This is a genomic window from Microbacterium sp. T32 (assembly GCF_001619615.1).
GTDB lineage: Bacteria > Actinomycetota > Actinomycetes > Actinomycetales > Microbacteriaceae > Microbacterium.
On record NZ_LQQP01000011.1, the window covers coordinates 14,966 to 34,826 of the forward strand.

The following is a 19,861-nucleotide window of genomic DNA, read 5'->3' on the forward strand; positions in this document are numbered from 1 at the left end:
GGCGCAAGGGGCGCGGGGCGTCAGTGCGGCGCGGCCGACCTCACGCCGCGATAGGCTGAAAGGCTGTGTCCTCCCCCGAACCCGTCATCGTCTACCCGCCCGAGCTGCCCGTCAGCGCCGCGCGGGACGAGATCGCGCGCGCCATCCGCGACCACCAGGTCGTGATCGTCGCCGGCGCGACCGGGTCGGGCAAGACGACGCAGCTGCCGAAGATCTGTCTCGAGCTCGGCCGCACGTCGATCGCCCACACACAACCGCGCCGTATCGCCGCGCGGACGATCGCCGAGCGCATCGCCGAAGAGCTGCAGGTCCCCCTCGGCACGACCGTCGGCTACAAGGTGCGGTTCACCGACAAGGTGTCGGCCGACACCCGGGTCGCGTTGGTGACCGATGGCATCCTGCTCAACGAGATCCACCGCGACCGGCTGCTGCGCCGCTACGACACGATCATCGTCGACGAGGCGCACGAGCGGTCCCTCAACATCGACTTCCTGCTGGGATACCTGCGGCGGATCCTGCCGCAGCGACCCGACCTCAAGGTGATCGTCACGTCGGCGACGATCGACCCCGAGAGCTTCGCGCGGCACTTCGCCGCGCCGCCCGCCACACCCGGCGGGGAGCCCGTGCCCGCGCCGGTCATCGAGGTGTCGGGGCGGACGTATCCGGTTGAAATCCGGTATCGGCCCCTCGACGGGGCGGACGATGCGGGCGAAACTCCTGAGATTCCGGATGCCGCCGACTCCGCTGCCCCGACTTCCCGCGGCCCGGCTGCCCGAGCGCCGCAGAAAGTCAGGAGTTCGGCGCGCGCTGGCCGCGACACCGACGACCCCGACGAGGTCGGCGCCGTCGTCGCGGCCCTCCGCGAGCTCGATCGCGAGCCCGCGGGCGACGTGCTCGTCTTCTTCCCCGGCGAAGCCGAGATCCGGGACGCGGCGGATGCCATCCGCGGGGCGTATCAGAAGGATGCCGCCCCGACCGAAGTCCTCCCCCTGTACGGCCGCCTGTCCGCTGCCGAGCAGCACCGGGTGTTCGAGCGCTCCACGGTCGCGGGAGTCCGCCGCCGCGTCATCCTCGCCACCAACGTCGCCGAGACGAGCCTCACCGTCCCCGGCATCCGGTACGTGGTCGACACCGGCACCGCCCGCATCTCCCGGTACAGCAACCGCTCGAAGATCCAGCGGCTGCCGATCGAGGCCGTGTCGCAGGCGTCGGCGCAGCAGCGGTCGGGCCGCGCCGGTCGCACGTCCCCGGGCGTCGCGATCCGGCTGTACTCCGAGGAGGATTTCCTCCGCCGCCCGGAGTACACCGAGCCCGAGATCCTGCGGACGTCGCTGGCATCCGTCATCCTGCAGATGTTGTCGCTCGGGTTCGGCGACATCCAGGCGTTCCCGTTCCTGACCCCGCCCGATTCTCGAGGTGTGAAGGCCGCGTTCGACCTCCTCGTCGAACTCGGGGCCGTGAAGCTCCCGGCGCCCGGGTCCCGCGCCGACGCCACCCGCGACGTCCGCGAGGACGGCGACCCGTCGCGACAGCGCCGCGACCGCCGGGACGACACCGGCCCGCGACTGACCGCCATCGGTCGCGAGATCGCGCGGCTGCCGATCGACCCGCGCTTCGCCCGCATGCTGCTCGAGGCGCGCGGTGCCGACGTGCTGCCCGAGGTCATGGCGATCGTCGCCGGGATGTCGATCCAGGACGTCCGCGAACGTCCCGAGGACCGCCGCGAGGAAGCCGACCGCTTCCACGCGCGCTTCACCGATCCGACCAGCGATTTCCTGTCGCTGCTGAACCTCTGGGAGTACCTGCACGAGAAGCAGGCCGAGCTCGGGTCGAGCGCGTTCCGGCGCCTCTGCCGCAACGAGCACCTCAACTACGTCCGCGTGCGCGAGTGGGTCGACGTCCACCGGCAGCTGACGTCGCTGCTCGGCGCGGGACGCGGCGAGCAGCGCGGGGCGAAGAACCATGTCCCACAAAGGGCTGCCTCGGGCCGCTCGAGACCGCACCATTCGGGACATACCGCGTCAGAAGGGGGACGCGGGGACGCCCCCGAGGGCCACGCGCAGGGGGATGCCATCCACCGCGCGATCCTGTCCGGCCTCCTGTCGCACATCGGCATCCTGGATCCGCGGACGATCGCAGCGCCGAAGGACCGCAAGACGCCCGGCGACACCCGCCCCACGAAGGGCGAGTACATCGGGGCGCGCGGCGCGCGGTTCGCGATCTTCCCGGGCTCGGGGCTGAAGAAGAAGCGGCCGTCCGCTGTCATGGCGGCCGAGCTCGTCGAGACCTCGCGCCTGTTCGCCCGGACCGTCGCGGCGGTCGACCCGGCGTGGGCGGAAGACCTGGCCCCCGACCTGGTGAAGCGGTCGCTGAGCGAGCCGCATTGGTCGAAGGATGCCGGCTCCGCCGCCGCGTACGAGAAGGTCACGCTGTTCGGGGTCGAGCTGGTCGGCCGACGCCGCGTGCAGCTCTCGCGCTTCGACCGCCCGCTCGCGCGCGAGATGTTCGTGCGGCACGCACTCGTCGAGGGCGAGTGGGACCCGTCGGTGCTCGACAAGCGTCTCACCGCGTTCCTCCGCCGCAATCAGGAGCAGCGCCGCCTGCTCGAGAAGATCGAGGAGCGCGAACGCCGCCGCGACATCCTCGTCGGCGACGAGGCGGTGTTCGCGTTCTACAACGCGCGCATCCCCGCGGACGTCACCGACGTCCGCTCGTTCGAGACCTGGTGGAAGGATGCCTCGAACCGCACGCCGCACCTCCTCGACCTGCGCGAGTCCGACCTCACCGGCGACCGCGCGCAGGGCGACGACCGGGCGTTCCCCGCGCGCTGGCGCCAGGGCGACCAGACGCTGAACCTCGCCTACCGCTTCGAGCCGGGCGCCCCCGACGACGGCGTGACGGTGGTCGTCCCGCTGCCGCTCCTCGCGCAGCTGCGGCCCGACGGCTTCGACTGGCAGGTGCCGGGGATGCGCGACGAGCTGGTCACGGCCCTGCTGCGCGCGCTTCCCAAGACGATCCGTCGCAACGTCGTGCCCGCCGCGGACTGGGCGGAGAAGTTCAGTGCCGAGCTCGCCGAGAAGGGCCCCGAGCACGCGAACGGCCTGCCCAGAACCACGCTCGTCGACGCGCTCGCGGCGCAGGTGCAGCGCGTCGCGAACCAGCGCGTGAGCGCCGCGGACTTCGAACTCGACCGCGTGCCGGGGCACCTCATGATGTCGTTCCGCGCCGTGGATCCGCGCGGGCGGGCCGTCGGCTCGGACCGTGACCTCGGGGCCCTGCAGCGGCGCCTCGCCGACCGCGCGCGCTCGAGCGTGGAGTCGACGATCGCGCGCCCTCCGGTGCGGACGGCCGCGGCGCGGGTCGCCGAGGCATCCCCCGCCTTCGCCTCGCGGGCGAAGCTCACGACCTGGGATTTCGACGAGCTCGCCGAGGTCGTCGACACCCCGGTCGCCGGGGGCGTCGTCCGCGGATACCCCGCGCTGGTCGACGAGGGCGACAGCGTGGCACTGCGCGTCGAGGCGACGCCCGAGGATGCCGCGCGGCACACCCGTGCCGGCATCCGTCGACTGCTGCTGCTCGCCGTGCCCTCCCCCGCGTCGTACGTGCTCGACCACCTCACCGCGAACGAGAAGCTCGCGCTCGCGGCCTCCCCGTATCAGAACGCGAAGGCCCTCATCGAGGACGCGCGCGTCGCCGTCGCCGACGACGTGCTCTTCCGCCACGCGCCGAGCGGTGTCGTGCGCACGCGGGCCGAGTTCGAGCGCGTGCGCGACGCGTTCTCGGCCGCGTCGGTCGAGCAGACGTTCCAGGCGGTGTCGCTCGTCGCGAAGATCCTGCTCGCGCAGCGCGAGGTGGAGAGGGCGATGAAGGATGCCTCGTCCATCACGCTCCTCGGAGCCCTCAACGACGTGCGCGGGCAGCTGCAGGGCCTGATCTTCCCCGGCTTCATCTCGCGCACGGGCCTCGCCCGCCTCGCGCACCTGCCGCGGTACCTCGCGGGCGCCCTCGAACGCGTGAAGACCCTGCCCGACAACCCCGGCCGCGACCGCCAGCGCATGACCGAGTACGAGCGCGGGGCCGCCGGGTTCGTGGAGGCCGGGGGCGTGACGCCGCTCCCCGCCGACGCCGCGGCGCACCTCGTGCAGACGCGCTGGCTGCTGGAGGAGTTCCGCGTGAGCCTCTTCGCCCAGCGTCTCGGCACGGCCGAGCCGGTGTCTCCGCAGCGTCTGGCGAAGGCGCTGAAGGGCGCGTGAGGGGTCAATTTCTGTCGCCTCGGAGCGCTCCAGGCGACAGAAATTGACCCCTCACGCGCGGATCACACCCCCAAGAAGCCACCCCACGTCCGCAACAGCGCCTCCAGGGTGGCGCGCTGCGCGGGGGTCAGGGCGCCGAGCAGGCGCTCCTCGTTGCGCACGTGGGCGGCGAACGCCTCGTCGATGACGCGCACCCCGGCGGGAGTCAGCGCGACGATGCGCCCGCGTCCGTCGTCGTCGCTCCCCCGACGGACGACCAGACCGGATGCCGCGAGCCGATCGACGCGCTTGGTCACGGCGCCCGTTGTCACCATCGTGGTGCGCGCGAGCTCGCCCGCCGCACACGCATACGGCTCGCCCCGACGACGGAGGGCGGCGAGGATGTCGAACTCGCCCTCGCCGAGCCCGTGCTCGCGGTACACGCGCAGCAGCTCCTCGCGCAGACGATCGGCGACGCGATGCAACCGTCCGATGACGTGGAGGGGCGAGACGTCGAGGTCGGGCCGCTCCTCGCGCCACTCCCCCACGATCCGGTCGACGCGGTCGAAGTCGTTCATACGACCCACTTTATCTTCCCCGGAAGCTACTATGTCTTCCATGGAAACTACCTGGCGCGCGGTCGCCCTCACCGCCGTCGCCCCGATCGCCTGGGGCGCAACGTACGTCGTCACCCGGCATCTCCTCCCCGCGGACGCACCGCTGTGGGGTGCGGCGCTGCGCGCCCTCCCGGCCGGCATCCTGCTCTGGCTCCTCGCCCGCCGGATGCCACGGGGAGCGTGGTGGTGGAAGGCGCCGGCGCTCGGAGCGCTGAACTTCGGCGGCTTCTTCGTCCTGGTGTACGTCGCCGCGCAGCTCCTGCCCTCGTCCGTCGCGGCGTCGATCATGGCGCTCGCGCCGTTGGCGCTGGCCGGTCTCGCGTGGCCCCTGCTGCGGCAGCGCCCGACAGGCCGCTGGGCGATCGGCTCCGTTCTCGGCATCGCCGGTGTGATCCTCATCGTGGGCCTCGGCGCCGACGGGGTCTCCCCCGCCGGGGTCGTGGCATCCGCGGTCGCCCTCCTGTCGTCGTCGCTCGGCGCGATCCTCACGACGCGGTGGCGCGACGACACGCCGCTCCTCGCCACGACGTCGTGGCAGCTCACCGCGGGCGGGATCGCCCTGATCGCCGTCGCGGCCGTCGTGGAGGGACCGCCGCCGCGAGTGGATGCCACCGGGGTCGCCGCCTATACCGGGATCGCGGTCGTGGCGACGGCCCTGGCGTTCGTGTGCTGGTTCACGGGGCTCCGTCTCCTGCCGGCCGGGACCGTCGGCCTGATCGGCCTGCTCAACCCGGTGACCGGCGTGCTCCTCGGCATCGCCGTCGGCGGCGAGTCCCTCGGCGCGGGCCAGCTCCTCGGCATCCTCGCGGTCCTCGCCGCGATCGCGGTTTCGCGCCCGCCCATGCCCACGCCCACGCACACGCGCACGCACACGCACACGCGCGTGAGGGGTCAATTTCTGTCGCCACAGATCACTCCAGACAACAGAAATTGACCCCTCACGCGGGAGAGATGCGGCTCAGGACGTGCGCAGCGTCACCGAACCGATCGTCGCCTGAACATCGACGCGCGGCGTCGCCGCGGGCGAGGTACGCAGGCCGTTGTCGATCGACCCCGGCCCCTCGCTCGTGAACCGGTACGTGTCGTCGGGCAGCCCGATGTCGGCGGAGCCCGCCGTCACCTCGACGCTCGTGCGCGCCGGCGCCGAGCCGGTGAGGTCCGCCGTCAGGGTGCCGCCGGTGACCTCGAATCTCGCGGCATCCACGCCCTCGACGTCGGCGGTTGCCGAACCGCCCGAGACCGAAACGGTCAGCGCGCTCGCGCTCCCGGTCACCGTCGCGCCGCCGCCCGTGACCTGCACCTCGACATCGCCGTAGTCCCCGCCGAGATCGAGGCTGCCCCCGGCGACCTCGACCCGGAGGTCGAGGTTCGAGCGCTCGAGCTTCTTCGGGAGCGTCAGGGTCGCCTCCGCCCCGTTGCCCCAGTCGGCGAACGACCGACGCGGTGTCGCGACCTTCAGGGTCTCGCCGCGCTGCTCGAGCGTCCACCCGCCGATGCCGCTCCCGTCGAGCTGTGCTTCCGCGACATCGGCGAACGCGACCGTGAGCGCCCCGCCGGTTACCTGGATGTCGAGGTCGCGCACGCCGTCGACGGCGCTCTGCTGCACCGGGGCGCCCGCCTCGCTACCGCGCAGGTCCCGCACCGCGGTGAATCCGGTGCTCACGAGCGTCCCGAGGATGATGCAGCCGCCCACGATGATCGTCCCGATCGCGACGGTGAGAGCGGCCTTCGACCGCGGAGGCGCGGCCGGCGCGGTCGGCGGCACCGGCGTCGGCTCGAGGGGGGTCTGAACGGTCATGAGGATGCTCCGGTGGTGTCGTGGCCCAGGTGGACCAGTGCGGCGATGACGCGGCGGTTCCCCGTCTCGTCCTGCTCGAGTCCGAGCTTGGTGAAGATCGCGGTGATGTACTTCTCGACGCTCGCGGGCGAGACGAACAGGGCCTGCGCGATGGCCTGGTTCGACCGCCCCTCCGCGATCAGCGCGAGCACCGCGCGCTCGCGCTCGGTGAGCGCTTGCAACCGGTCGTCGCGCCGCCGCCGCGCGAGCAGCTGCCCGACGACCTCGGGGTCGAGGACGGTGGCCCCGCCCGCGATGCGAGCGACGGCGTCGTGGAAGTCGCGGACGTCGGCGACGCGGTCCTTGAGCAGGTAGCCGAGCGACCCCTGTCCGTCGGCGATGAGGTCGCTCGCGTACTCCTCCTCGACGTACTGCGACAGCACGAGGACGGCGAGCCCCGGATGCCGCGACCGCAACGCGATCGCCGCGCGGATGCCCTCGTCGGTCCAGGTCGGCGGGAGCCGCACGTCGAGGATGCAGAGGTCGGGGTCCGTCTCGGCGACGGCGGCGTCGAGGCCGGACGCGTCGGGGAGAGCGGCGACGACCTCGTGGCCGTCGTCGGCGAGCAGGCGGACGAGGCCCTCCCGCAGGAGGACGGAGTCCTCGCAGATCAGGATGCGCACGGGACCGTCACCTCCACCGTCGTCGGGCCGCCCTGCGGGCTGTCGATGCGCGCGGTTCCGCCGGCTGCCGTGACGCGGTTGACGATGCCGTCGAGGCCCCCGCCCGGGACGATGCGCGCCCCGCCGAGTCCGTCGTCCTCGACCCGGGCCCACAGCGACCCGTCGTCGCGCACCCGCACGTCGACGCGGCAGTTCCCGGCCCGCGAGTGCTTCGCGGCGTTGGTGAGCGCCTCCGCGATGGAGAAGTACACCGCCGCCTCGGCCGCCCGGCTGCATCGGCGCGGCAGGCGCACGTCGAGGGTCACGGGGATGTGCGACCGCGATGCGAGCGCCGAGAGGGCGGCATCCAGTCCCCGATCTTCCAGGACGGACGCGTGGATGCCACGTGCCAGCTGCCGGAGTTCCGTGATGGCCGATTTCGTCGAGGCGTGTGCTTCGGCGACGAGGGCCTTCGCCGCCTCGGGGTCGTCGTCGATCTTCGTCTGCGCGAGCCCCAGGGTCATGCCGATGGAGACGAGCCGGGGCTGGACCCCGTCGTGCAGATCGCGTTCGATGCGTGTGCGCTCCACCTCGGCGGCGCGGACGGCACCGGCGCGCCGCGTGTCGGACGTGCGGGCCTGCTCCTCGAGCAGCGCTTCGCGGGACGGCACGAGGATCGCGCGGGCCAGGACCCCGTGCAGCAGCCCGAGCCCGACGAGGGCGCCGACGGCGACGAGGGCGAGCAGCGCTCCCACGAGCGGGCCCGCGACGCCGTTGAGTCGCAGCAGGCCGAAGAAGGAGACGGGGGTCCACCCGAAGATGGGGCTGACGGCGAGGGCGAGCCCCCACGCGACAGCTCCGACGAGCAGAAGGGCGACCACACCGAGAACGGTCGAAACCGTGAAAGACGCGATCGCGCGCCACTGCCGCGGGTCGATCGCCTGCAGCCAGATGGTGTGGAGCACGCCGACGAAGCCCGGCTTGGGGCTGCGCCGCACGCGCAGGGCGGGCAGCTCGAAACCGTAGAGCCCCTCGAGACGCGCCTGCTCGAACCACGCGACCGCGTAGAGCGCGTACACGAGACCGGCGAGCACGACGACGCCGATCAGAACGGCGAAGAGGAGCCCGACGCCCGCACCGAGCAGGCTGAACAGCCCACCGAACACGGCCGGACCGATCGCGCCGAGCGCGGCGAGCTGGGCGATGGCCCCGGCGACGTGCCCGGGCGAGGAGATGCGCACCGACGTCCGCGGCGCCGCGCTCCGGAGCGCGGGCAGCGGCGGCGGGGAAGGAGGAAGGACGGATGCCGTGGTCATGTGTCCCACGGTAGGACGCCGCCCGTATCCGGGTCAGCCGGGCCAGCCCGCCTCCTCGTTCGGGTTATCCCTAACGACCCCTCTTCGCGCGAAAGGAACACCCACGGGCGGTGCGATTAGCGTCATCTCCGCGTTCGAGCTGAGGCAAAACCCACCCGCGCCGCCTTCACGGCACGGAGCGCTGGTCATCATTGCGCACGGGGCACCGTGATCGAACGAGGAGAATCCATGCAAGACCTGCATGCCGGGCGGGCGTCTCACCACCCCAGCGCGACGCAGGGGTCGGCACGAGGGGTCGAGATCCGCACGCGGACCGTCCTGCCCCGTTCGTACGCCCGTGGCCTCGGCGGCCAGCGCCGCTTCGCGCACATCCCGGGCGCCGTCCTCGACCTCCAGCGGATGAAGGAGTTCGCGGGCGAGGCCGACTTCCGGGTCCTGGAGGGCGATCCGGTCCGACTGGCGATCCACTCGGTGGCCTTGCCGGCGTACACGATCGCACACATCCGTTCGGCGCCATTCACCATCGAGTGGTCACGCGAGGACGCGGACGCGAGCAGTCGCTGCGTCTTCGTCTTCGTCCAGTGCGGCGTTCTCGAGGTGAGCGGCACGGGGGTGGAATGGACGACCGACGGCGGCGGTCTGTGCGTCATCTTCCCCGGTCCGTACCCCGTTCGCATCCGGGGTCGTGAGGACAGCGAGATGATCTTCTTCTCCTTCGACAGTGCCGAGATCGAACCGCTCTCTCTCGATCCCCACACCATCGGCCCGCTCTCGGCGACCTCTCCCGTGTTCCGCTCGGCGTACGCGTACCTTCAGGCGGCATCCCTGGATCCGATGCCGACCCCCGACGACGCCCAGGAAATGGGCATCCTGCGCGCACTGACTCGTGACGTGGCCCGCTCGCTCGTCCTCGCTTCCGCCCGCACACGGCATCGGGATCGACTGCTCTCCGAGGCGCGGAGGATCATCGCGCAGGAGTACCGGGATACTCAGTTCTCACCCACGCGCCTGGCCGCAGAACTGCGCGTCTCACGCAGCACCCTCGAACGCGCTTTCCGCCATCGCTCGCTCCTCGTCGCACAGGAGATCCGGCGCCATCGAGCTCACCACGCGCTGTCCTTGATCGCCGGCGATCCGGCGCTGAGCACCGAGATGATCGCACGAGTGAGCGGCTTCGGATCGCGATCGGCGATGAGCCGGGCCCTCCGCGAGATGGACGCCGTACCACCCGAGCGCGTTCGCGCGCTCGGACGCGACACCCCGCACGGTTAGCACCGCTCCCCGGCGAGGGCAGCCTCCGATGCCCCGCTCCCGCGGGCGGTCTACCATCGTGCGATGGGCAGGTCCGGCGACCCTTCGCCACCCGAGCCTCCCCTCTCGGTGTCAAGAAGCGACCACACGATGACGAACGACCACTCCGATCTGTTACCGCACGACCTCACCCTCGGGTGGACGGATCTGCAGGGACAGCATCGTTTCGCCCAGCGGAGCGATGCTCCCTCCGACCGTCTGCGCCTTCAGACCTTCGTCGAAGGGATGGGACTGCGGGTCGCGGAGGGTGACATCACGCGCCTGCGCATTCAGGCGGTCCGCTTCAACTGGTGCCTCACGGCCCACGTGGTATCCGGGCCGTTCGTCGTCGAGTGGTCGCGCCAGCGGGTCAACGCGCGCAACCGCTGCGTCTTCCTCTTCGTCAACCGCGGCGCAATCGAGATCACCGGGCCAGGATCGTATTGGAGTGCCGACGGCGGAGGCCTGCACCTCATCTTCCCCACCACCGACCCGGTCAGCGTCCGCGCCGTCTCAGACGTGGAACTCATCTTCTTCTCGTTCGACATGACGGAGATCGAACCCGTTCGGCTCGTGCCGGACGGCGTGGGTGACATCGCGCCGACGGACACGGTCTTCCGAGCCGCATACGCCTACCTGCAGGCGGCGGCGTTCCAGTCGCCCACCGGGGAGGAGGAGGACCTCGGCGTGCTCCGCTCGCTGACCCGGGACGTCGCGCGGGCGCTCGTCCTGGCCTCGACGAGTTCTCTGCCCGGCGCAGATCTGTTCACGCGCGCGCAGGCGCGCATCAGCCACGAGTACCGGAATCCGCAGTTCTCGCCGAGTCGACTCGCCCGGGATCTGGACGTCTCTCGAAGCACCCTCGAACGGGCCTACCGTGCGCGCGACCTCCGAGTGGCGCAGGAGATCCGCCGCCACCGCGCGCGGCACGCGATGGCGCTCTTCGCGAGCGGTCCCGACCTTGCTCTCGATCTGGTGGCAGCAGCCAGCGGGTTCGGTTCGCGCTCGTCACTCCAGCGCGCCTTCGAGGACGTCTACGGGACGCCGATCGATCGCACCCGCTTCGACGGCGCCGCGATCGGCTAGCGTCCAGCGAGCGTCATGCGGCCCGCCCTGCCCCCGGCACGACGGACGCCCCGCCGCGCGAGGCGACGGGGCGTCCGAAGAGCGTGAGGATCAACCGCGGGTGCGGTTCTTGTTCCACACGTCGAAGGCGACGGCGAGCAGCAGCACCAGACCCTTGATGAACTGCTGGACGTCGGTCGAGATGCCCATGAGCGACATGCCGTTGTTCAGCACACCCATGACCAGACCACCGGCGATGGCACCGACCACGCGGCCCACACCACCCTGCACGGCGGCGCCACCGATGAACGAGGCGGCGATGGCATCCAGTTCGAAGAGGTTTCCGGCGCCGGGACCGGCCGAGTTCAGGCGACCCGTGAACACGATGCCGGCGAGAGCCGCGAGCACGCCCATGTTCACGAAGAGCAGGAAGTCGACGCGACGGGTGTTGATGCCCGACAGCTTCGCGGCGGTGCGGTTGCCACCGATCGCGTAGATGTGGCGACCGAAGACGCTGCGGCTCATGACCGTCGAGTAGCCGATGATGAGGAGCGCCAGGACGACGAGCACGATCGGCGTACCGCGCGAACCGGGCGCGACACCCAGCAGGTAGGTGAGGTACGCGATGAGCGCGCCGCCACCGATGACCTTGACGAGGAACGCCGCCATCGGCTCGTTCTGCAGCTCGAGCGCCGCACGCTTCGCGCGCTGACGCACCTGCGAGAAGACGAACAGCACGAGGGTCAGGGCGCCGAGGGCGACCGTGATCCACTCCGCGGGCGAGGTGGCCGCGGGGAACAGCTCCGGGAACAGGTAGCCGCCGCCGAGCTGACGGTACTCGGTCGGGAACGGGGTGATCTGCGTGTTGCCGAGCGTCATCTGCGTGAGACCGCGGAACAGCAGCATGCCGGCCAGCGTCACGATGAACGCGGGGATCCCGATGTACGCGACCCAGAAGCCCTGCCACATGCCGACCACCGCGCCGAGCACGAGGGAGAGCAGGATGCCGAGCCACCAGGGCAGGCCCCACTGCACGATGAGCACGCCCGAGACGGCACCGACGAAGGCGGCGACCGAGCCGACGGACAGGTCGATGTGCCCGGCGATGATGATCATCACCATGCCGATCGCGAGGATCAGGATGTAGCTGTTCTGGACGATGATGTTCGACACGTTGCCCGCGGTGAGCAGACGCCCGCCGGTGAGCGCCTGGAACAGCAGCACGATCACGATCAGCGCGATGAAGATGCCGATCTCGCGCAGACGCGAGGTGAAGAACTGCACGATGTTGCCGGTTCCCCCGGCGGCACCGCCCACGGGGCCCTTCGGCGTCGCCGGCCCCGTCTGGGTCGTGGTGTTAAGCGCTGACATGGTCGGCTTCCTTCTCCTTCGTCATGAGCACCATGAGGGCCTCGGGTGTGGCTTCTTCGATGGGCAGCTGGCCGGTGATGTGGCCTTCGCTGAGGGTGTAGATGCGGTCGCAGATGCCGAGGAGCTCGGGAAGCTCCGACGAGATCACGAGCACCCCCTTCCCCTGCGCCGCGAGGGAATTGATGATCGTGTAGATCTCGTACTTCGCGCCCACGTCGATGCCGCGGGTCGGCTCGTCGAGGATCAGCACCTCCGGGTCGGAGTACAGCCACTGCGACAGGACGACCTTCTGCTGGTTGCCGCCGGAGAGCTTCCCGACCACGACGTCCACCGTGGGCGCCTTGATGTTCATCGACTTGCGGTACCGGTTGGCCACGAGGTACTCCTCGTCGCCGTCGACCCAGCCGCGCTTGGTCAGCTTGCGCATCCCGGCGAGCGAGATGTTGCGCTTGATCGTGTCGATCAGGTTGAGGCCGGCACCCTTGCGGTCTTCCGTGACGTACGCCAGGCCGCTGCGGATCGCCGCGGGAACCGTGGACGTGTCCGCCTTCTGGCCGCGGACGTAGACGTTGCCCGAGATGCGCGAGCCGAAGCTCTTCCCGAACACGCTCATCGCGAGCTCGGTGCGGCCGGCGCCCATGAGCCCCGCGATGCCGACGACCTCGCCGGCGCGCACGTTCAGGTTCGCCTCGTGGATGACGACGCGGCTGGCATCCGTCGGGTGGTGGACGGTCCAGTCCTCGATGCGCAGGACCTCGTCGCCGATCTCGACGTCTCGGTCGGGGTAGCGGTTCTCGAGCTCGCGGCCGACCATCCCGCGGATGATGCGGTCCTCGCTCGTGCCGCCGGTGGCGACGTCCAGCGTCTCGATCGTGCGACCGTCGCGGATGATCGTGACCTCGTCGGCGATCGCGCGGATCTCGTTGAGCTTGTGGCTGATGATGATCGACGTGATCCCCTGCCCCTTGAGGTGGCGGATCAGGTCGAGCAGGTGCTCGGAGTCGTCGTCGTTCAGCGCGGCGGTCGGCTCGTCGAGGATGAGGAGCTTGACGTCCTTCGACAGCGCCTTGGCGATCTCGACCAGCTGCTGCTTGCCGACGCCGATCTCGTTGACGGGCACGTCGGGGCTGTCGCCCAGACCCACGCGGGCCAGGAGCTTGGATGCCTCGCGGTTGGTGGCATCCCAGTCGATGAGGCCGCGGTGGGTGATCTCGTTGCCGAGGAAGATGTTCTCCGCGATGGAGAGGTAGGGGCTGAGAGCCAGCTCCTGGTGGATGATGACGATGCCGGCCGCTTCGCTGTCGCGGATGTCCTTGAACTCGACGGTCTTGCCGTCGAAGACGATCTCACCGCGGTAGTCGCCCGCGGGATAGACGCCGCTGAGCACCTTCATGAGAGTGGACTTCCCTGCGCCGTTCTCGCCGCAGATGGCGTGCACGGTACCGCGTTCGACGGTGAGTGACACGTCCGCCAGGGCGATGACGCCGGGGAACTCCTTGGTGATCGAGCGCATCTCGAGGATGGTGCTCACGAGGTCCTCCTTGCAGGACCGGCTCTGCGCCGGGTGGGGGTGAGGGAACAGGGGCCTCCGCCGCGCCCGGGGAATCGGTCGCGGCGGAGGCGGTGCGGGAGGGCCGGAGCCCTCCCGCGGAGATCACTTCAGGTCGTCGGCGGTGTAGTAGCCGCTGTCGACGAGAACCTTCTCGTAGTTGTCCTTCGTGACGATCGTCGACTCGAGCAGGTACGAGGGAACGACCTTCTCGCCGTTGTCGTAGGTCTCGGTGTCGTTGACCTGGGGCTCGGTGCCCTTGCGGATGTCGTCGACCATGGTCACGGCCTGCTTGGCGAGCTCGCGCGTGTCCTTGAAGATCGTCGAGTACTGCTCACCCGCGATGATCGACTTGATCGAGCCGACCTCGGCGTCCTGACCCGTGATGACCGGCAGCGCGTTGGCCGCGTAGCCGCCGGAGGTCAGGGCCGAGATGATGCCGATCGAGAGACCGTCGTAGGGCGAGAGCACACCCTGGAGCTTGGTGCCCCCGATGACCGTGAGGATGTTCTCCATGCGCTTCTGGGCGGTCTCGGGCAGCCAGCGGAGGATCGCCGCCTGACCGAACTCGGTCTGGCCCGAGGGGACGACGAGCGTGCCCTTGTCCATGTAGGGCTTGAGCGTGTCCATCGCGCCCTTCCAGAAGAAGGTGGCGTTGTTGTCGTCGGGGCTACCGGCGAACAGCTCGATGTTGAAGGGGCCGGCGGCGCCGGTGTCCTTGCCAGAAGCGTCGAGGACGCCGAGGCCCGTGAGCAGCGACGTGGCCTGCTGCACGCCGACCTTGTAGTTGTCGAACGTCGTGTAGTAGTCGACGTTCTTCGTGCCGTTGATGAGGCGGTCGTACGCGATGACCGGGATCTTCGCGTCGGCGGCCTGCTGCAGCACGTCGGTGAGGGTGGTGCCGTCGATCGAGGCGATGATCAGGGCCTTCGCGCCCGAGGAGATCATGTTCTCGATCTGCGAGACCTGGGTGGGGATGTCGTCGTTGGCGTACTGCAGGTCGACCTGGTAGCCGAGGTCCTCGAGCTGCTTCTTGACGTTGTTGCCGTCGGCGATCCACCGCTCCGACTGCTGCGTGGGCATCGCGACACCGATGGTGCCGCCGGCCTCCTGCGCGTCGCCGCCGCCGCTGCCGGTACGGTCGCCCGCGCAGCCCGCGAGGCCGATGCCGAGCGCCAGGACGCCCGCTCCCGCGATCGCCTTGAGCATGCTGTGCTTCTTCACTCTGGTTCCCTTCGTTGGGTTGGATGTCACGGCCTCTCCCCCGCGGAGCCGACCGCTGCAGCGCGGACGGCACGCCGTTCACGCGGCCGGCGGGGCGAAACGAGGCCGATCGGCGAAGCGGGTGTAGCGCATCGTTCGAAACGTCTTCGTCTCGACGGAGTCGCTCCGCAGCGAGTCCCGTCGGCGTGGTGTGGCGGTGATGTGACCGTTCACATTGTGTGTGCGATGCTACCCCGCGCATCGCTGTCCATGTCAAGTCCCCGTGCGTTCGACGAACAGCCGTTGCCAAACCGTGACGTCTCAGCGGTTCGGCGGAGCCGTCGACGAGCGGACGATGAGGCGCAGATGATCGGGTTCCGGCATCGACTGACCCTCGTGAGAAACGCCCAGGTCGGTGAGAAGATCCCACATCGCGCGCTGGCCGATTCCGGCGAAGTCCTGTCGCACCGTCGTGAGCGGCGGCCACAGATGCGCGGCCTCCGGAACGTCGTCGAAACCGACCACCGAGATGTCCTCCGGGACGGATCGTCCGATCACCCGGACGGCATGCATGAAGCCCAGAGCCATGTGATCGTTGCCCGCGAAGACGGCCGTGGCATCCTCCGTCCGGAGGAGCTCCAACCCTGCCTCGAAACCGAACTGCGCCGACCAGTCCCCCAGGATCGGCGGGCGCGGCGACAGGTCCTGGGCGTCCATCTCGGCGAGGTATCCCCGCATCCGGTGGTCGGCCTCGAGCCAGTCGCGCGGGCCGGCGATGTGCAGGATGCGGGAGTGCCCGAGGTCGACCAGGTGGCGCACCGCCGCGCGAGCGCCGGCGACCTGATCGTTGAACGTCGCGGTCGGGGTGGCGGGTCCCGTGGAGGACACGATGCGCACCGGAACCGGCAGCTTCATCTCGTCGAGGATGGGGACGACCCGCGTCTGCGGGGCGACCGCGATGAGCCCCTCGATGGACTGCGCGACAAGGTGGTCGATCGACGCGCGGACGTCGTCGGGGGCACTCGTGCCGAGATTGGTGAACGTCAGGCGGTAGCCGGCCCGGCGCGCGGCGGATTCCGCCGCCTGCACCATCGACGACACGCCGTGGGTGGTCGTCCGCGGCCCCAGCACGCCGATCAATCGCGTGCGACTCGTCGCCAGAGCCCGGGCCGCCTGGTTCGGCACGAACTTCAGCTCCGCGATGGCCTCGCGCACGCGTGCCGCCGTTTCGGGGCGCAGCTGCGGGCTGTTGTTGATCACGCGCGAGACGGTCTGGTACGAGACCCCCGCCAGACGTGCCACGTCGCGGATACTCGGCGCCTTGGCCGCGGCATCCGGGATGTCGGTCTCGCTCATCGATCTCGCTTCTTTGCGTCGCCGATCGCGTCGTGACCGGTCACACGAGGATAGCCGACGCGCGCCCACTCGCCGGTTCGGGCCGGCTCAGGATGCCAGCAGGGCGCGGTAGAAGCGGATGCCGCGCAGCCACACCTCGACGCGGATCCGCTCGTCGGGGGCGTGCAGCGCGTCGCGCTCGGCCCGCGTCAGGTGGAACGGCGCGAACCGGTAGACGTGCTCGGTGAGGCCGGTGTAGAAGCGGCTGTCGCTCGCCCCGAGCTGCAGGTACGGCAGCGGGACAACGTCGTCCCCGAGCGTCTCCCCCACCGCCGCGGCGAGACGCCGCCATGCGGCGCCCTGCCACGGCGACACCGGGGACGGATCGCCGCCGTGGCGCAGCTCGATGTCGATGAGCGGGTCGGCGATCGCGCGGCGTAGGTGGATGGCGGCATCCGAGATCGTCTCGCCCGTCAGCAGCCGGACGTTGACCGTCGCGCGCGCCGCCGTCGCCAGGACGTTGTCGCCGGCGGAACCCTCGAGGCGCGTGACGACGGCGGTCGTGCGTACGAGCGCGTTGGTCTCGGGCCCGAGGAACGCGAAAGCCGCCGTGAGGAGCGGGCCCGTCAGCGCCGCGCGGCGGAACACGGTCCGCAGGGGCTCGGGTGCGTGCGCGGCCGCGGTTGCGAGCATGGCGCGCACCGGGGGCACGAGCCGTCGGGGGAACGGATGCCGCTGCACCCGGCCGATCGCGCGAGCGAGGCGCGCGGTGGCGGGGAACGACGGTGGCGTCGAGGCGTGCCCGCCCGCCTCGCGTGCGATCAGGTCGAACGTCGCGCTGCCGCGCTCGGCCACGCCGATCATCGCCGTCGGTGCGGTGACGCCGGGCAGCGCTCCCTCCACGACCGCACCGCCCTCATCGAGGACGAGCGCCGGTCGGACGCCGCGCTCCGCGAGCAGCGCGGCCATCGCCTGAGCGCCTTCGCCGAGCGTCTCCTCGTCGTGGCCGAACGCGAGCCACACGTCGGTGCGTGGGACGACGCCCTCCGCCAGTGCTTCCTCGACCGCTTCGAGGATCGCCACGAGTGCGCCCTTGTCGTCGATCGCGCCGCGGGCGTAGATCGTGGCATCCGTCCCCTCCCCCTCGACCGCGGCCGCGAACGGGTCGCGCGTCCAGGGCTGGCCGGCGGTGTCGACGACGTCCTGGTGCGCCAGGAGCAACAACGGCTCGGTCGGCGACTCCCCGCGCCACCGGTACAGCAGCGCGTGGCCCGCGACGATCTCGCGCTCGAGGTGGGCGTGCACCAGCGGGTAGAGCCGCTCGAGCGCCGCGCGGAACTCCTCGAACCGCGCGAAATCCGTGTCCGCGGAGTCGGCGTGCGACACGGTCGGGATGGCCAACAGCTCGCGGAAGCGCTCGACGGGCGTCATGACCCGAGCCTACGCGGGCGGCGTTCGTGCTGCGCTCGGCGTCCGCCCGGCGCGAGGCGTCCGTCCTGCGCTCGGCGTCCGCCGGCGACCGCGGGAGCGCACCCACCGATACGGTGGAGCCATGACCGGACTGCACTGGGGCATCCTCGCCACGGGCGGCATCGCGCACGCCTTCACCTCCGACCTCCGCACCGCGGGCCTCGACGTCGCCGCCGTCGGCTCGCGCTCGATCGAGAGCGCGCGAGCGTTCGCCGATCAGTACGGCATCCCGCACGCGCACGGTTCCTACGAGGACCTCGTCGCCGATCCGGACGTCGACATCGTGTACATCGCCACGCCGCACCCGGCCCACGTCGACAACGCGCTGCTCGCCCTCGACCACGGCAAGCACGTGCTCGTCGAGAAGCCCTTCACGCTCAACGCCGAAGAGGCCGCGGCCATCCGCGACCGCGCGGCCGAGAAGGGGCTCCTCGCCATGGAGGCGATGTGGACGCGGTACCTGCCCCACATGGTGCGGATCCGCGAGATCCTCGCCGCCGGCACCCTCGGCGAGGTCCGCGTCGTTTCCGCGGACCACACCCAGAAGATCTCCACCGACCCGCAGCACCGCCTCAACGCCCTCGAGCTCGGCGGAGGGGCACTGCTCGACCTCGGCATCTACCCGGTGTCCTTCGCCGTCGACGTCCTCGGTCTGCCCGAGAGCATCACGGCCTCCGCCCGGCTCTCGGATGCCGGCAGTGACGCCGAGGTCGCGACGGTGTTCGTCCACCCCGGTGGAGGCCTGTCGACCACCGTGTCCTCGTCGCGCGGCGCCGGCATGAACGTCGCGCAGATCGTCGGGACCGAGGCGCGGATCGAGATCGACCGTGTCTGGTACACCCCGACGACGTTCCGGGTCGTCGGCCCCGACGGCACGGTCGTCGAGGAGTTCGACGGGTCCGTCGACGGGCGCGGAATGCAGTTCCAGGCGTTGGCCGCCGAGCGCCTCGTCGCCGCGGGCGCGACCTCGAGCGACGTGTTGTCGATCGACGACACGGTCGCGATCATGGGCGTGCTCGACGAGGTCCGCCGACAGATCGGTGTGGTCTACCCCGGCGGTCGCTGAGCGGGCTACCCGCCGCCCCGCCCCGCGGGAGAGACTGGGAGCATGCCGGATCCTCAGAACGCCCGCGTCGCCGTCTACCTCGACTTCGACAACATCGTGATGTCCTGGTACGACCGCGTCCACGGTCGGAACTCGTACTCGCGCGACCGGCAGAAGATCGCCGAGAACCCGATCGACCCCGAGATCGCGGAGCGCTTGACGAAGGCCACGATCGACGTCGGCGCGATCATCGACTACGCGGCATCGTTCGGAACCCTCGTCCTCACCCGCGCCTATGCGGACTGGTCTGCCCCGGTCAACGCCGAATACCGCTCGCAGCTCGTCGCGCGCGCCGTCGACCTGGTGCAGTTGTTTCCCGCCGCGGCATATGCGAAGAACGGCGCGGACATCCGCCTCGCCGTGGATGCCGTGGAGGACATGTTCCGCCTTCCCGACCTCTCCCACGTCGTCATCGTCGCGGGTGACAGCGACTACGTCCCGCTCGCGCAGCGGTGCAAGCGCCTCGGACGCTACGTCGTCGGCATCGGCGTCGCGGGGTCGACGGCGAAGTCGCTGGCGTCCGCGTGCGACCGCTTCGACAACTATGACGCGCTGCCCGGCATCCCGAAGCTCGCCGACACGAAGAAGGATGCCGCGCCCACCCGCCCCCGTGCTCGCAAGCGCTCGCAGGATCCCGCGGTCAACCTTCTCGAACGCGCGATGCAGCTCGAGGGCGAGCGCGCGGACGGCGAGTGGCTGCACGCCTCCGCCGTGAAGGACCTCATGAAGCGGCTCGACCCGTCGTTCAGCGAGAAGGCGCTCGGGTTCCGCAGCTTCTCGGACTTCCTGAAGGCGCAGACCGACCACGTCGAGGTCGACGAGGACTCGAACATCGTGCAGGTGCGGCCGGTGTCGCGCGCGGCGTAAGC

The 19,861-nt window shown here is 70.6% G+C and carries 15 protein-coding genes; 6 read left to right on the forward strand and 9 right to left on the reverse strand.

Features of this window, described 5'->3' with window-relative positions; all coding sequences use genetic code 11:
• Window positions 1-65 precede the first annotated feature (65 nt).
• On the forward strand, window positions 66-4,253 hold the full coding sequence (locus AVW09_RS05585; RefSeq protein WP_063257083.1) for a DUF3418 domain-containing protein: 4,188 nt from the start codon (window positions 66-68) through the stop codon (window positions 4,251-4,253).
• A gap of 62 nt (window positions 4,254-4,315) precedes the next feature.
• On the opposite strand, the gene AVW09_RS05590 is transcribed toward AVW09_RS05585, so the two are convergent.
• Window positions 4,316-4,810 (reverse strand): MarR family winged helix-turn-helix transcriptional regulator, encoded by a 495-nt coding sequence (locus AVW09_RS05590; protein ID WP_063257084.1) that lies wholly within the window; start codon window positions 4,808-4,810, stop codon window positions 4,316-4,318.
• Window positions 4,811-4,850: 40 nt separating this feature from the next.
• Here AVW09_RS05590 and AVW09_RS05595 point away from each other — a divergent pair, with 40 nt between their 5' ends.
• The gene (locus AVW09_RS05595) at window positions 4,851-5,783 is read left to right on the forward strand and encodes a DMT family transporter (RefSeq protein WP_082822842.1); all 933 of its coding nucleotides are present in this window, start codon (window positions 4,851-4,853) and stop codon (window positions 5,781-5,783) included.
• Window positions 5,784-5,807: 24 nt separating this feature from the next.
• Here the strand turns inward: AVW09_RS05595 and AVW09_RS05600 are convergent, their stop codons facing one another.
• The 3 genes from AVW09_RS05600 to AVW09_RS05610 are packed head-to-tail and all read right to left on the reverse strand — an operon-like array spanning window position 5,808 to window position 8,604.
• The gene (locus AVW09_RS05600; protein ID WP_063257085.1) at window positions 5,808-6,647 is read right to left on the reverse strand and encodes a hypothetical protein; all 840 of its coding nucleotides are present in this window, start codon (window positions 6,645-6,647) and stop codon (window positions 5,808-5,810) included.
• A complete protein-coding gene (locus tag AVW09_RS05605) occupies window positions 6,644-7,309 on the reverse strand; it encodes a response regulator transcription factor (protein ID WP_063257086.1) in 666 nt (221 codons plus the stop codon). Before AVW09_RS05605 ends, AVW09_RS05600 begins: the two co-directional genes overlap by 4 nt.
• Entirely contained in the window at window positions 7,297-8,604 is a 1,308-nt protein-coding gene (locus tag AVW09_RS05610) for a sensor histidine kinase (RefSeq protein WP_063257087.1), read from the reverse strand. Before AVW09_RS05610 ends, AVW09_RS05605 begins: the two co-directional genes overlap by 13 nt.
• Window positions 8,605-8,832: 228 nt before the next feature.
• Between AVW09_RS05610 and AVW09_RS05615 the strand changes: the two genes are divergently transcribed.
• Complete coding sequence (locus AVW09_RS05615) at window positions 8,833-9,876, forward strand: AraC family transcriptional regulator (protein WP_063257088.1); 1,044 nt, start codon at window positions 8,833-8,835, stop codon at window positions 9,874-9,876.
• 129 nt (window positions 9,877-10,005) lie between these two features.
• Entirely contained in the window at window positions 10,006-10,980 is a 975-nt protein-coding gene (locus tag AVW09_RS05620) for an AraC family transcriptional regulator (protein ID WP_063257089.1), read from the forward strand.
• A 90-nt stretch (window positions 10,981-11,070) separates the two neighbouring features.
• Here AVW09_RS05620 and mmsB read toward each other — a convergent pair whose 3' ends face one another.
• The 5 genes from mmsB to AVW09_RS05645 all read right to left on the reverse strand — a co-directional run bounded on the left by mmsB (window position 11,071) and on the right by AVW09_RS05645 (window position 17,848).
• Entirely contained in the window at window positions 11,071-12,330 is a 1,260-nt protein-coding gene (gene mmsB / locus AVW09_RS05625) for a multiple monosaccharide ABC transporter permease (protein WP_022878996.1), read from the reverse strand.
• On the reverse strand, window positions 12,317-13,843 hold the full coding sequence (gene mmsA / locus AVW09_RS05630; protein ID WP_063257156.1) for a multiple monosaccharide ABC transporter ATP-binding protein: 1,527 nt from the start codon (window positions 13,841-13,843) through the stop codon (window positions 12,317-12,319). Before mmsA ends, mmsB begins: the two co-directional genes overlap by 14 nt.
• Window positions 13,844-13,984: 141 nt before the next feature.
• Window positions 13,985-15,088 carry a multiple monosaccharide ABC transporter substrate-binding protein gene (gene chvE / locus AVW09_RS05635; RefSeq protein WP_051038748.1) on the reverse strand — a complete coding sequence of 368 codons (1,104 nt, stop codon included), beginning with the start codon at window positions 15,086-15,088 and terminating at the stop codon, window positions 13,985-13,987.
• Window positions 15,089-15,403: 315 nt separating this feature from the next.
• Complete coding sequence (locus AVW09_RS05640) at window positions 15,404-16,438, reverse strand: LacI family DNA-binding transcriptional regulator (RefSeq protein ID WP_063257090.1); 1,035 nt, start codon at window positions 16,436-16,438, stop codon at window positions 15,404-15,406.
• A gap of 87 nt (window positions 16,439-16,525) precedes the next feature.
• Window positions 16,526-17,848: a M20/M25/M40 family metallo-hydrolase gene (locus tag AVW09_RS05645; protein WP_063257091.1), complete on the reverse strand. Its 1,323-nt coding sequence runs from the start codon at window positions 17,846-17,848 to the stop codon at window positions 16,526-16,528.
• A gap of 121 nt (window positions 17,849-17,969) precedes the next feature.
• Between AVW09_RS05645 and AVW09_RS05650 the strand changes: the two genes are divergently transcribed.
• Both AVW09_RS05650 and AVW09_RS05655 read left to right on the forward strand, forming a co-directional pair.
• Window positions 17,970-18,953 carry a Gfo/Idh/MocA family protein gene (locus AVW09_RS05650; RefSeq protein ID WP_063257092.1) on the forward strand — a complete coding sequence of 328 codons (984 nt, stop codon included), beginning with the start codon at window positions 17,970-17,972 and terminating at the stop codon, window positions 18,951-18,953.
• 42 nt (window positions 18,954-18,995) lie between these two features.
• A complete protein-coding gene (locus AVW09_RS05655; RefSeq protein WP_063257093.1) occupies window positions 18,996-19,859 on the forward strand; it encodes an NYN domain-containing protein in 864 nt (287 codons plus the stop codon).
• Window positions 19,860-19,861 lie beyond the last annotated feature (2 nt).

What these genes read in the sequence shown, in the direction of transcription:
- AVW09_RS05640 (WP_063257090.1), bottom strand. Translation starts at nt 16,438, where the DNA reads ATGAGCGAGACCGACATCCCGGATGCCGCGGCCAAGGCGCCGAGTATC.
- AVW09_RS05600 (WP_063257085.1), bottom strand. Translation starts at nt 6,647, where the DNA reads ATGACCGTTCAGACCCCCCTCGAGCCGACGCCGGTGCCGCCGACCGCG.
- mmsA (WP_063257156.1), bottom strand. Translation starts at nt 13,843, where the DNA reads ATGCGCTCGATCACCAAGGAGTTCCCCGGCGTCATCGCCCTGGCGGAC.
- AVW09_RS05620 (WP_063257089.1), top strand. Translation starts at nt 10,006, where the DNA reads ATGACGAACGACCACTCCGATCTGTTACCGCACGACCTCACCCTCGGG.
- AVW09_RS05655 (WP_063257093.1), top strand. Translation starts at nt 18,996, where the DNA reads ATGCCGGATCCTCAGAACGCCCGCGTCGCCGTCTACCTCGACTTCGAC.
- AVW09_RS05595 (WP_082822842.1), top strand. Translation starts at nt 4,851, where the DNA reads ATGGAAACTACCTGGCGCGCGGTCGCCCTCACCGCCGTCGCCCCGATC.
- AVW09_RS05650 (WP_063257092.1), top strand. Translation starts at nt 17,970, where the DNA reads ATGACCGGACTGCACTGGGGCATCCTCGCCACGGGCGGCATCGCGCAC.
- chvE (WP_051038748.1), bottom strand. Translation starts at nt 15,088, where the DNA reads ATGCTCAAGGCGATCGCGGGAGCGGGCGTCCTGGCGCTCGGCATCGGC.
- AVW09_RS05615 (WP_063257088.1), top strand. Translation starts at nt 8,833, where the DNA reads ATGCAAGACCTGCATGCCGGGCGGGCGTCTCACCACCCCAGCGCGACG.
- mmsB (WP_022878996.1), bottom strand. Translation starts at nt 12,330, where the DNA reads ATGTCAGCGCTTAACACCACGACCCAGACGGGGCCGGCGACGCCGAAG.
- AVW09_RS05610 (WP_063257087.1), bottom strand. Translation starts at nt 8,604, where the DNA reads ATGACCACGGCATCCGTCCTTCCTCCTTCCCCGCCGCCGCTGCCCGCG.
- AVW09_RS05590 (WP_063257084.1), bottom strand. Translation starts at nt 4,810, where the DNA reads ATGAACGACTTCGACCGCGTCGACCGGATCGTGGGGGAGTGGCGCGAG.
- AVW09_RS05645 (WP_063257091.1), bottom strand. Translation starts at nt 17,848, where the DNA reads ATGACGCCCGTCGAGCGCTTCCGCGAGCTGTTGGCCATCCCGACCGTG.